We start from the raw sequence: 12,341 nt of genomic DNA on the forward strand, positions 1-12,341 counted from the left end.
AGACATACCTTACTCGCTAGCTTGTTCTATATGACAGTCGCGTCCCATTTACAAGCATCTGGTAGCGACCGCTAACCGGGGTTTAAGCGGCTAGAGCGTAGTTGTCGTCGTTGGCAACTATTAGGTTTACAGCTTTGGATTAACGTGATTGGCTGTCATCACGGCATGCACCAGAAGTTTTGTAACCGGCGTCGAATCCAAATCGGCCCCAGACTTCGGATTGTACTCTTTTGGACTGTGTCCGGCTAGGTTTGTTCACTTTGGTTTTGCTGGATGCCGAGTTTGATGATGTTTTCGGCTACGGCGGGTAGTCAGCAGCCGCAAAACGGGTCAATGCTGCTACGCCTAGAGACCCGTGTATGTATAGGCGTGTAAACTGTCTGCAATATTAATAATTATATGCGTCTGGAGCTTTACATGCGTTTTGTGCGATCAGCTGTTTTTGGTGTGCTTGCCTTTTCTGTTATGACGTCGCTTGTTGGGTGTAACAGCAAGTCCAGCAGCACTAACACTGTGGGCAATATTGGTGGCGGCAGCGCGGTCAATAAGTGCGCAGTTGCCCGATTAGCGAGTGCTGAGGCCGACCTGATTACCGGCCCAATGGCACGTAGTCGCGTGGGTGACTTTGTATTAGAGAACAGCACCATGCGGGCAATTGTGCAAAAACCGGGTCGCAACTGGTTTGGGCTGGGTCAGTTTGGTGGTAATTTAATTGATGCAGGCTTAAAGAATGCTGACGGCAGCCTAAATGGTAATGATCAGTTTGAAGAGTTCATTTTAGGCACCAATGTTGAGTCGTCTCCCAACTATCAAACGGTAGAGGTTGTTTCTGCTGGAGGTGAAGACGCGGAAGGGAATTGTGTGCCTGCCATTATCCGTGCGACAGGGCCGGATGATTTGTTTGAGCTGGTTAATGCGAGTTCGATTATTCGCGGCTTCACTATTAGTGGTGTGCCGTTACAGTACCCACCTAGCGCGGATGACGCCGATCTGCCGCTGACGTTTCAAACTGATTACACTCTGGTTGAAGGTAAGCCCTACGTGCGGGTCGATACCAAGATGATCAACCCTACTGGCAGTGCGGTTGATTTGTATTTAACTGAGTACATCAGCGGGTCTGGCGAGTTAGAAGTCTTTCAGAATGGTTACGGTTTTGGCGAGCCCTTTGTCACCGCTGCCTGCGATTCGTGTCGGTTTGTTGTGAATGCGGGGCATGACGGCGGCGCTGGCGTCAGTTATGGCTTGATTCATGGCGTAGCAGGGACTACGTCGGTTTCTTCTGTCGGGGTTGTTGTGCTTTTGTACGGTCGCGACTTTGTTGACGTTGCAACAACGCCTGAAGGCCTTCACCCGGTTAGCCCGACGGCTCGTCCTAACTTTACCGTCCCAGCAAACGGAAATTTAGTCTTTACGCGTTATTTTGCTGTGGGCAATGGCACAGTTGCGAGTATTTTGGACGCCCGTAACGAAATTTTAGGTTTGGCTACCGGCAGCTTAAGCGGGCGAGTTACAGATAGTAGTGGCGGGGTTGCTAATGCTGAAATCGCAGTTTTAACCGCGACGGGCGATTTTGTATTAAACCGCGGCCCGGCTTTAAATGTGGTGAACCATTTTCGTACGGCTTCAGACGGGCGTTTCTCCGGGAAATTGCCGGTGGGTGATTACAGTTTGCGTATCAACGTACCTGGTCGCTTAGCGGGAAACCCATCAAGCGTAGATCTTACAGTTGCTGAGGATGGGGTAACTGTTCAGAACTTTACTGTGCCGGACGCCAGTGCCATTAGGGTTACCGTAAAAGACAGTGCAGGGCGAGATATACCCGCAAAAGTCCAGTTAATTGGTGCGGACGTGAGCCCAGATGCGGGTGAGCCGCAAAACGCTGAGACGGTGCTATTTGCTTTGGAAGTACGTAGCGGTGTGTTCGGCGATGAAGCCGCTGATCCATTGCCCAAAAATATTGTGTTGGCAGAACCTGCCGTTCGCGACACTTTAACCGGGCCAGTTACAGTTGGCGATACTGGGGTGCTGCCAATTGAGCCGGGCGATTATATTTTGTCGGTGTCGCGGGGGCCGCGCTACACTGAGTTTTCTCAAGCAGTCACGGTTGTTGCTGGGCAAACGCTAAATGTTGCTGCTGTGTTAGCCGAGGTTGTGCCAACGCCGAATCACCTTACCGGTGATTTTCATGTTCACTCTTTTCAAAGCTTGGATGGTGAGGTGACCGACCGGGAGCGGGTTGCCAACTATATTTCTGAAGGCATGGATTTCTTCACGCCTAGTGATCATGAATTTCGTGCAGATTTTGCACCTGTGATTGCTGCGATGGGCGTTGAGGATATGGTTGCTAGCGCGCCAAGTGCGGAAATGACGACTCAAGACTACGGTCACTATAACGCTTGGCCCACGGCGATTGAGACAGTCTCGCCGGACTCAGAAAACCCAGGTACCGGGCAAAGCACCGACGCTAAACTAGGACAAGGTACGGTGGATTGGGGCGGGGTAGCGCCGGCCGGTGAAGATTTTCCGGCTTATGGGAACTACAACTTAACGCCGCATGAAATTGTGACTGAGGCCAAGAAAGATCCGATTACCCCAGGTCGTGAAGTGGTGGTTCAAATAAACCATATTGAGGGGCATTTTGGTCCCAATGGTTTGGGTATTGATACCGGTGTAAACCCGCCTGTTTCAAGTTCAGACCCGGCACAAAAACGGCTTAATCCAAAGTTTGATCACCCCCATGCAGATATTGCCGAGGGCAATATGTATACCGATGATTACGACACATTAGAGCTGTGGATTGGCGAGCAAGGCCAAGGCGGACAGGACAGTGTGTTTCTCGGCAATAACCTAGGTGACTGGTTTAATTTGATTAACCAAGGCCGTTTCCATACCGCGGTGTCAAACTCTGATACACATGACCGCCAGATTACTGCGCTGCATGCCCGCAACTTTATTTCGGTGCCGGCTGGTTTGTTATCCGGCGGTAAAGCGAATCTTGCGGCGGTGAATAACGATCCGCACACGGTGGGGGATTCTGTTCGTGCCGGCTTGACCACCATGAGCAACGCGCCATTTATGCTGGTCAAGGCGAAGAACGCCGGGAATCAAATTGCCGGATTAGAGGTCTCAGATGTGTTTGGGACCGTTGATAAACCTCTGCCATTGGCGACGATAAATGAAACTGTCACCTTAGATATTAAGGTGAAAAGTCCTTTGTGGGCGGAGTTTGATCGAGTGTCTGTGTACGTAAATGGCCACACCATTCGTGATACCAATGAGTTAGGCATTGCGATGCCGCCAGCGCGTTACTCGCCATGTTCGGCCGCAATTGTTCGAAACGCGGCGGGAGATTTCACGGTGAATACAGTTGTGGTACCCAACACAGGTGGCGCACAGCGTTTAGAGGCGGCCATTAGCGGATTGTCTGTCGCCAGTCCAGGAAGGGATTACTGGATGGTAGTTCAATTAGAAGGGCGGCCAGGCGTGTCTCGCCCTATGTGGCCGATAGTGCCGAACGATTTTGTTGATGGTGACACCTTGGATGCGAGAACGGTTGCTGACCGTGGCGTGTATGCCTTGGCGGTGAGTAACCCAATATTTGTGGACGCTGATAATAACGGCAGGTGGGATGCACCGGGCGTATTAAGCCATCAGGGCTCACTTCTTGACCAATGCCCTTAAGAAAGCAGAAATTCAGGGGTTAAAGCCGCATTGAGCAGCCGGTGGCTAGGATTGTCCACTATGGTTTTGCTGGATGCTGAGTTTGATGTCGAGGCTTTTATTGAGAAGTTCGGCTTCATCTTCTAAATCGGCGGCAATCAGTGGGTTGGCGAGCAGCCAGTCGTCGGGAATGTTCAGGCGAAGTTTATTGGCGTCTTTGCTTATTAATGTGATGCCGGGAGGGAGTTGTTTTGCCTGACGGCGACGATAGAAAATGCAGGCTAGGCGCAGCACGCAAACCAGCGGCCAGTCGGCTGTTACGCCGTAGCTTGGGTTACCAACGGGCTTGGGCTTGCGGCGATGGTTGGCGACTAGAAAACTGAGTCGAGCCTGTTCTTGTCGAGAGAAGCCCGGCATATCGGCATTACCAAGGATGTACGCACCGTGTTTGTGGTAGCCGCCGTGGGCGATAGCGAGGCCTAGCTCGTGGAGTTGTGCGGCCCAGCGCAGTAAGGGTTCGGCCTCTGTGTCGGGGGTGGTGATGTGCTCGGCCACGGCGGGTAGCCAGCGGGCGCAGAGTTCGGCAATGCGATTGCCCTGGGCTTCGTCAATACTGTATTGGCTAATCAGTTGTTTGATGGTGTCTTCGCGTTTGTCGCGGTGGTGAAGTCGGCCCGCGAGATCGTGAACGATGCCCTCGCGAATGGCGTAGTTGGAAACATGCAGGCCATCCATGCCTAATTCTTCAAATAAGGCGTAAAGCACGGCAAAGCCGCCGACAAACACGTCGCGGCGATCTTCGCTGAGACCGCGAATATTGAGATCCCGACTATTGTTTGCGTTTAATACTTGGCTTCTGAGTTTTTCTAAGCCGTCGGCCGAGATATAGCCGGCCTCGCTAAGTTCTTGCTCCGCGAGAATTTTACCAATGCTGCGAATGGTGCCCGAGGAACCTACCGCCTCTTGCCATTGGCCACGGAAAGGCTCGATGTAAGGGCCAATCATTTGCTTGGCTGCATTCACGGCCTTTTTAAAAGCCTTGTCATTGATGTCGCCATTTTTGAAATAGCGCATACTGAAACTGACGCAACCCATGGGGAGGCTTTCGAGTTGGCGGGGGGTGTTATTACCCACTACGAGTTCGGTTGAGCCCCCGCCGATGTCAATTACCAAGCGTTGCTTTTGTTCTGGGGCGAAGTCATTGGCCACGCCGAGATAAACCAGCCGCGCCTCTTCAGTGCCCGATATAATGTTGATAGGTACACCGAGCACGGCTTCGGCTTTGGTCATGAACTCCACCGCATTGCTGGCGGCGCGGAGTGTGTTAGTGCCCACTACCCGTATTTGACGCCTGGGCACACCGCGCAGGCGGTCGGCCATTTTTGCGAGGCTTTCTAGGGCGCGGTCCTGAGCTTCGTCGCTGAGGCGGCCCTCGTCATCGAGGCCGGCGGCCAGTCTAACCATGTCTTTATGGCGGTCGATGACCCGGATTTTGTTGTCACTAAAGCTGGCGATGAGGAGGTGAAAGCTATTGGATCCGAGATCCAGTGCCGCGTAAGAGTCGCTATTTTGGGCCATGGTAGTATGAATTCCCTGTTGGCTGCACAGTGTATCGGCTGAAGAGCGTAAAATCGACACCAAGGGAGGCGTCATAAAATCGTCATGTGGGGTGGTTACACTGGTATGTATTTTTTTTGTTACATTAGTTTAAAGGATTAACAGAGGGGTAGGCAGGACGTGGACAGTACGTGGGTTGCCAAAGAGTTGAGTTGGTTGTCATTTAATGAGCGGGTGTTGCAAGAGGCTGCCGACCCTTCGGTGCCAATCATCCAGCGTATTCGTTATTTGGGTATTTTCTCTAATAATTTAGACGAATTTTTTCGAGTGCGAGTGGCGGATGTGCGGCGCCTGGCCGTGTTTTCAGCAGCCTCTAAGCAGGATGAGTACAAGGCCTTAATGGAAGAAATTCGTCAAAAAGTGCTGAAGTTACAGCAGCGTTTTGATGTGGTGTATCGGGAAAACTTAAAAGAACTGCGACGTCGTAAAATTTACCTGATTAATGAAAAGCAATTAGATGACGCGCAAACAAATTACGTGCGTTCGTATTTTCACTCCCATATTCAGCAGGAACTGATTCCGATCATTCTTGATGATGGTAACCCCATTCCGGAGCTGAATGAGTCATCAATTTATCTGGCTATTCGTCTGGGCTACGAGTCCCAGACCCGTTTTGCGCTGCTTGAAATACCTACCTCCCGCCTGGACCGTTTTATTCGTATTCCGGGTCGCAAGGGCAAGCGCGGCAAGGTGTTAATTGCCTTGGAAAACATGATTCGCGTGTGTTTGCCGGAGGTGTTTAGGGGGATTTTCCCGCTAGAAACGGCAGATGCTTACACCATTAAGTTGACCCGCGATGCGGAGCTAGAGCTTAGTGAAGAGGTCACTCATACCTTTGTCGAAAAGATGACTCAGAGCCTTAAACGCCGTAAAAAAGGGGACCCCGTGCGGTTTGTTTATGACGCAGCAATGCCCAATGATTTATTGGATTATTTGGTTAAGCGGCTGGGGCTAGGCAAATTAGATTCCATGATTCCTGGTGGTCGCTACCATAATTCCAAAGACTTTATGCGCTTCCCCAATTTGGGGCCGAGCTATTTGGACGCAAAGGCGCTGCCGACCATTCCGGTGCCGGTCATTGACAAGGCGGCGAATATTTTGAGTTGCCTGCGGGACCAAGATATCTTGCTCTATTACCCTTATCACAGCTTTAATTATTTAACGGATTTGTTGAAAACGGCGGCGATTGATCCGGCGGTAAAAAGTATTAAAGCGAGTTTGTACCGGGTGGCGTCCAACTCCCACGTGGTTGATGCGCTCCTTAATGCCGTTGCAAACCACAAAGAAGTTACCGTGGTGGTCGAGCTGCAGGCTCGATTTGACGAAGAGGCCAATATTGCTTTGTCCCAGCGCCTAACTGATGGTGGCGTCAATGTTATTTTGGGCGTGCCCGGCTTAAAGGTGCACAGCAAGTTGATTTCGATCGTGCGCCAAGAAGGCAGTGTACAGCGTTATTACACCCATGTTGGCACGGGGAATTTCAATGAAAAAACGGCCACAGTTTATACCGATTTTAGCCTGCTGACTTATGACCAAGAGATTGGCGATGAGGTTGCCAAGGTCTTTGATTTTATTGCCTATAATTATAAGCGCCATGAATTTAATCATCTTGGCGTGTCGCCCTTAAATAGTCGTGAGCGTTTGTTGGCGCTGGTTAAAGCGGAGATACATAACGCCAAAAAAGGTGATGAGTGCGGTATTACCCTGAAATGTAATAATCTCGTTGACCGAGAATTGATCGACCTATTGTATGAGGCCAGCTCTGCTGGCGTGCCGGTGCGATTGATTGTGCGGGGGATGTGTTCGTTGGTGCCGGGGGTGGTGGGGCTTAGTGAGAATATCGAAGCCATCAGTATTGTTGACGGCTTTCTAGAACACCCCCGTGTGTATATTTTCCGCAACGCGGGTGAGCCGCGTTACTTTATATCGTCTGCCGATTTAATGACGCGGAATATTGATTTTAGGGTAGAGGTTACCTGTCCAATATACAGTAAATCTTTGCAGAAAATGTTGCAGTCGATTATCGATTTGCAGTGGGCCGATAATGTTAAAGCGCGAATTATTGATGCTTCTCAGAGTAATAGCTTCCGCACGCGCAAGAAGAGTGGCGGCAAAATTCGCTCGCAAGGCCAAACGTATAAATTCCTCAGTACCGGCAAGTTGCCGCGAATGGCAAAGCTAGATTACAAACCTCGGCTTGGCAAAGCGAAGAAGAAACGCAAGAAGTCTGGTGGGTGACGCTTACTGGGAAATAATCAGTAGCTCGCCGCTGAGCTTTTTAGGGCTGCGTACTTCGCGGCTTATTAGTTCGGCGCCGAACGCTTTTTGGCAGCGTTTGGCCAGCTTGTGAAACGGTGGGCGGCCGGGGTCGGCAATAATGATTTTGTCGACGCCAGCTTCGCGCGCGGCACTAATGGCTGAAAACAAAGGCTTGATCAGTGAATCCCAAAAGCAAATGTCACCGCCTAGCATGAGTTTGTGGCCCTGAAGATCTTCGCTTTTTAGGTGCTCGTAGCGGGCAGTGCGGGTTTTGATTTTGACGTCATTAAGTACGGCGTGGGCGTCGAGATAGGGAAATACGTGCTCGTCTGCGTCGATAGCCGTCACTTTCGCCTTGAAGTGTTGCGCACAGGAAATACCTAAAATACCCCAGCCGCAGCCAATTTCTGTCATTTTACTGCGTTTTTTGGGTGGGTTTTCGAGGAGGTAGTCCATGATAAGGAACGATGAACCCCATACCTGGTAGCCGTGTATCTCTGGCCCCGGCAAATTGCGCTGCATACGGCGGATCAGTTTGTGGCTTTTTTTGAGGATAAGGATGTCGTTAACAATGTTAATGTCTTTTAAAACCGGGCTGTCGGCCATTGGTGAGTTGCATCCCTTGCTTGAGCGGTCGAATTAGCGGAATTGTTTTGGTCGGATAATCTCAATGAGTTTGGCGCTATCGGAGCTGAGCTGGTCCCAATACTCAATGTTGATTTCCAGTTCCATAAAGGTGCATGTGCCAAAGTGGCCGATTTTCCCGTCGTATAAGTAATTGGCGAGATCGGCTAGGGCGGGATTGTGGCCGATGATCACGGCGTGGTTCTGTGCCTGGGGTAGCTCTTTAATCCATGCGAGTAATTTGGGCGCTTCGAAGGTGTAGAGCGCGTCGTCCTGCACAATTGCGGCGTCGTCAAATATGCTGGCATCAGCCTGAAAGCGCTTTAGTGTTTCCTGAGCTCGCTTGGCGGTGCTGCAATAGACGTATTTGAACTGATGTTCGCGGCGTTGAATTTCGGTCGCAATCAATTGGCAGTCGCGCTTGCCGCGCTTAGTGATGGGGCGCTCAGCGTCGCTGAGTCGATCGTCATCCCAGCCGGATTTGGCGTGGCGCAGCAGGTAAAGAGTTTTCATTGGCGTTGGCTAGCTAGCTCGGGTCAGGTGTTGTGATCGCGCACAATTCGCATTTTTTGACGTTCCCAATCGCGATTCTTCTCAGTTTCGCGTTTGTCGTGGTCTTGCTTACCCTTGGCCAAAGCAATCTCGGCTTTGATCATGTGCTTTTTCCAGTACAGCGCGGTGCATACACAGGTGTAACCTTTTTGCTGTACGGCTTCCTCCAGTTTGCGCAGTTCTTTGCTGTGAAGCAAGAGCTTACGGGTGCGAACTGGGTCGGTGACAAAGTGGGTGGAGGCGCTGGGCAGTGGCGTGATATTGCCGCCAAGCAGAAATGCCTCGCCGTCTTTGAGGATCACGTAGGTGTCGACGATCTGAATTTTACCCTGACGTAGGCTTTTGACTTCCCAGCCCTGTAGCACCAGACCAGCTTCAAACTTGTCGGTGAGGGTGTAGTCGTGCCGCGACTTTTTGTTTAGGGCGATCGTTCCGCTTGGACTTTTACTTTTGTTTTTACTCATGAGGGCGATTATAGAGGGAGTTGCTGGCAAAACCTATTGGGGTCAGGTAAAAAGACCGCTGCTTTGCAAAATTGATGTTGACGGCATATGGCCTTAAAGAAATTAAAAATACAGGGTATCTGGTCTAGCCGCTGGACATTCCTTGCTGCCGCCACTGGCTTGGTGGTTAGTTTAGGTAATTTTTGGCGAACACCGCAAGAGCTTGGCCAGAATGGTGGCGGGGCATTCCTTATTATTTATATGGCCTGCGTGCTGTTAGTCATGCTGCCTATTGCTGTGGCTGAAGTTCGGATAGCGGTGCGGGCACGAGGTAACCCCATTCACGCTATCGATCAATTGGCGCATTATGCTAAAGCGAGTAAGCACTGGTCGCTGGTGACCCAGATTGCGAGTGTTACGGCGTTATTACTGGCCGCAAACGGCGCCGTGGTGTCTGCCTGGCTGTTTGTCTATATCGTAAAAATGGCGACAGGGGTGATGGATGGCGCCAGTTTGGACGCAGTAGCGGCCCAATTTACAGGTTTATTAGCGTCACCTGAGCTAATGCGCTTTTGGCAGCGCATATTTGTGTGCTTAGCGGTAATGTTGTCGGCAATGAATGTGGTGCGTGGTATGGCTGGGCTGCTGCGGGTTTTACTGCCCGTCATGCTGTTGGTATTGCTCGGCATTGTCTATTACAGCTATGCCCTCGGTGATTTTCTCTCAGCCGTGCAGTGGATGTTTACCCTGCGGATTGATGACGTCACTTGGCGGGGTGGTTTTTCTGCGCTGCAGCACGCTTTTTATACCTTGAGTATTGGCACTGGTGCGCTGATGGCTTACGGCGCCTATTTTCCATCGGGGCGTTCTATTACAAGGCAACTTTTTGCCTTGGTGCTAATTGATGCTGGTGTGTTAATTCTCGCGGGCTTGGCAATACTGGCACTGGTATTTGATCAGCATATCGTGCCTGGAAGTGGTCCGGCGCTGCTCTTTATTAGTTTGCCCTTTACCTTTGGTAACTTGGTGTTTGGCGACATTGCGGGCACCGGATTTTTTCTGTTGCTGGCCATTTTGTCGTTGACCACCGTGGTAGCGCTGATGGAGCCGATGGTTGCTTATTTGGTTGAGCGTTGGGCTTTTTGGCGGCCGCTAGCGGCGTTGACGACAGGGAGCTTGATTTTAATTTGCGGTGATTTAGCCATCTCCTCGTTGGCCCCGGCCAGTGAGCTGCGCTGGATGTCGCGCAGTTTAATGGAGTGGATCGATATATTGTCGGCGAATGTACTCTTGCCATTGTCGGCGTGGTGTTTTGTGTTATTTGCTGCATGGCGAGTCCCCAAGGTTGTATACGGCGTGCGCGAAGGCTGGTTTGAGGGCCTGTTTTTTTGGCTTTGGCAGGCCTTGTTGCGTTATATTGCGCCCCCTGCAATATTGCTGGTGCTCGTTGTAGGTTTGTATTTGCGCGTGACGGCTTAACATGATTGGGAAGTAGAATGACTGAGATTCGGCGCAGTGCGCTATTGCCGTATTCAGCGAGTATTATTTATGAGCTGATTAACGATATTGAGGCCTATCCTCAGTACATGGATGGTTGCGTCGGTGCCGAAGTGCTCAAGCGTGGTGACGATGTGATGGAAGCGCGTCTTGATTTGGCTAAAGCGGGTATAAAGCTGAGTTTTACGACGCGCAATCAACTTAAACAAAACCGTAGTGTTAACTTAAAATTGGTAGACGGTCCCTTCGATGACTTGCGCGGTGAGTGGACACTGCTGGCCTTGGGTGATGAGGCGTGTAAGGTGAGCTTGCATTTGCATTTTGCCCTAGCTAATAGCTTGGTGGGCGCGGCAACTAAGCAACTGTTTAATTCGGTGGCCAATAATTTAGTGGATGCCTTGGTGAAACGAGCGAACGCACAATATGGACGATAAGAAAACAATACATGTAGAGGTGGCCTACGCCCTGCCTGATAAGCAGCGCATTGTTGCGTTGGAACTGCCTGAGGGCACCACGGTGCGCGCTGCGGCGATGCAGTCTGGCCTTGATAAGCAGTTTGTCGAGCTGGATCTAAGTAGTGTTGATCTGGGTGTGTTCGGTAAGGGTGTTAGTAAGCCAGAAGAGCAGGCGTTGAAAAATGGCGATAGGGTTGAAATTTACCGGCCGTTAATCGTCGACCCCAAGGAAGTGCGTAAGCAGCGGGCCGCCAAAGTGAAGGCCCGCAAAGCGGCTGAATAATTATTCCGTAATGGGTTCTGGTGAACCTGCTGGATCTGTTGCGGTGCCGTCGCTTGGTGGCGCGGGCACTGCTTCTACCGGTTTCGCGTCGCTTGGTTTGACGTCAGTCGTAAATTTTACCAAGCTGTCGCCTTCAAAGAATGCCGTTAATTGATGGCGTTCCTTGGGCTTGCCAGGCTTGTTTAAGGTGTAGATGTAGTCCCAGCGGTTGGGGCTGAAGCTATCGCGCACCATCGGTGTGCCCATAATGTATTCAACTTGGCTGCGGCTCATGCCGATTTTGAGTTGATCAACCATTTCAGATGTAATGATATTGCCCTGATCAACGGGCAGGCGGTAAACGCCGGGAAATTCCAGTGAGCTGCACGCCGCTACAGATAAAAGCAGGCATGCTGTGGCAAATCGTCTATACATGCTAAAGGGTTCCAATCGCTTACAGAGGCGTGGGATAATAACGCAATCCCCATCGCAACGCTAAGGTCCAAGGCATATGTCTATAGAAAATAAAGAGCTCCGCAAGGCGGGGCTCAAAGTTACCTTACCTCGCGTCAAAATATTACAGCTATTGGAGCAGGCTGAGAGTGATAATCAGCATTTCAGTGCAGAGGATGTATATCGCGCCCTGATGGAGTCGGGCGAAGACGTAGGTTTGGCAACGGTTTATCGTGTACTTACCCAATTTGAAGCCGCAGGCTTAGTGGTAAGACATAATTTTGAGGCTGGTCACTCGGTCTTCGAATTAGAGAAAGGGGATCATCACGATCATATCGTGTGCATGGAGACGGGTGAGGTCATCGAGTTTTACGATGATGTTATTGAGGCACGTCAGCGCCAGTTAGTTGCCGAACGTGGTTTTGAGTTGGTTGACCATAGCTTGGTTTTGTATGTGAAGCCGAAGAAAGGCTAGTCGGACGTCGGGTGTCTGAGGTCTGACGCATAAAGCCAAAGGCT

11 protein-coding genes and 1 other RNA gene are annotated in these 12,341 nt (G+C 50.9%); 6 read left to right on the plus strand and 6 right to left on the minus strand.

Features of this window, described 5'->3' with window-relative positions:
* Positions 1-210: a transfer-messenger RNA gene (gene ssrA, locus ABYT30_RS03595) on the minus strand; the annotation flags it as partial.
* A gap of 207 nt (positions 211-417) precedes the next feature.
* Between ssrA and ABYT30_RS03600 the strand changes: the two genes are divergently transcribed.
* Entirely contained in the window at positions 418-3,681 is a 3,264-nt protein-coding gene (locus ABYT30_RS03600; protein ID WP_373081167.1) for a carboxypeptidase regulatory-like domain-containing protein, read from the plus strand.
* A 45-nt stretch (positions 3,682-3,726) separates the two neighbouring features.
* Here ABYT30_RS03600 and ppx read toward each other — a convergent pair whose 3' ends face one another.
* Positions 3,727-5,238 carry an exopolyphosphatase gene (gene ppx / locus ABYT30_RS03605; protein ID WP_373081165.1) on the minus strand — a complete coding sequence of 504 codons (1,512 nt, stop codon included), beginning with the start codon at positions 5,236-5,238 and terminating at the stop codon, positions 3,727-3,729.
* A 159-nt stretch (positions 5,239-5,397) separates the two neighbouring features.
* On the opposite strand from ppx, the gene ppk1 reads away from it, so the two are divergent.
* Positions 5,398-7,515, plus strand: coding sequence for a polyphosphate kinase 1 (ppk1, locus tag ABYT30_RS03610; RefSeq protein WP_373081163.1), 2,118 nt, complete (start codon positions 5,398-5,400; stop codon positions 7,513-7,515).
* 3 nt (positions 7,516-7,518) lie between these two features.
* Here the strand turns inward: ppk1 and ABYT30_RS03615 are convergent, their stop codons facing one another.
* From ABYT30_RS03615 to smpB, 3 genes are read right to left on the minus strand one after another with little or no spacing between them, the layout of a single operon-like run.
* Positions 7,519-8,142 carry a methyltransferase gene (locus ABYT30_RS03615; RefSeq protein WP_373081161.1) on the minus strand — a complete coding sequence of 208 codons (624 nt, stop codon included), beginning with the start codon at positions 8,140-8,142 and terminating at the stop codon, positions 7,519-7,521.
* A 33-nt stretch (positions 8,143-8,175) separates the two neighbouring features.
* Positions 8,176-8,673, minus strand: coding sequence for a histidine phosphatase family protein (locus ABYT30_RS03620; protein WP_373081159.1), 498 nt, complete (start codon positions 8,671-8,673; stop codon positions 8,176-8,178).
* Between the two features lie 23 nt (positions 8,674-8,696).
* Positions 8,697-9,176: an SsrA-binding protein SmpB gene (smpB, locus tag ABYT30_RS03625; protein ID WP_373081157.1), complete on the minus strand. Its 480-nt coding sequence runs from the start codon at positions 9,174-9,176 to the stop codon at positions 8,697-8,699.
* An 87-nt stretch (positions 9,177-9,263) separates the two neighbouring features.
* Between smpB and ABYT30_RS03630 the strand changes: the two genes are divergently transcribed.
* From ABYT30_RS03630 to ABYT30_RS03640, 3 genes are read left to right on the plus strand one after another with little or no spacing between them, the layout of a single operon-like run.
* Complete coding sequence (locus ABYT30_RS03630) at positions 9,264-10,634, plus strand: sodium-dependent transporter (protein WP_373081156.1); 1,371 nt, start codon at positions 9,264-9,266, stop codon at positions 10,632-10,634.
* A 17-nt stretch (positions 10,635-10,651) separates the two neighbouring features.
* Positions 10,652-11,086 carry a type II toxin-antitoxin system RatA family toxin gene (locus ABYT30_RS03635; protein WP_373081154.1) on the plus strand — a complete coding sequence of 145 codons (435 nt, stop codon included), beginning with the start codon at positions 10,652-10,654 and terminating at the stop codon, positions 11,084-11,086.
* Positions 11,076-11,390 carry an RnfH family protein gene (locus ABYT30_RS03640; RefSeq protein ID WP_373081152.1) on the plus strand — a complete coding sequence of 105 codons (315 nt, stop codon included), beginning with the start codon at positions 11,076-11,078 and terminating at the stop codon, positions 11,388-11,390. Before ABYT30_RS03635 ends, ABYT30_RS03640 begins: the two co-directional genes overlap by 11 nt.
* On the opposite strand, the gene ABYT30_RS03645 is transcribed toward ABYT30_RS03640, so the two are convergent.
* Positions 11,391-11,804, minus strand: coding sequence for an outer membrane protein assembly factor BamE (locus tag ABYT30_RS03645; RefSeq protein WP_373081150.1), 414 nt, complete (start codon positions 11,802-11,804; stop codon positions 11,391-11,393). It abuts the gene before it with no gap.
* 76 nt (positions 11,805-11,880) lie between these two features.
* Between ABYT30_RS03645 and fur the strand changes: the two genes are divergently transcribed.
* Complete coding sequence (gene fur / locus ABYT30_RS03650; RefSeq protein WP_373081148.1) at positions 11,881-12,297, plus strand: ferric iron uptake transcriptional regulator; 417 nt, start codon at positions 11,881-11,883, stop codon at positions 12,295-12,297.
* Positions 12,298-12,341 lie beyond the last annotated feature (44 nt).

The sequence above is a fragment of the Zhongshania sp. genome (genome assembly GCF_041623545.1).
Taxonomy (GTDB): Bacteria; Pseudomonadota; Gammaproteobacteria; order Pseudomonadales; family Spongiibacteraceae; genus Spongiibacter.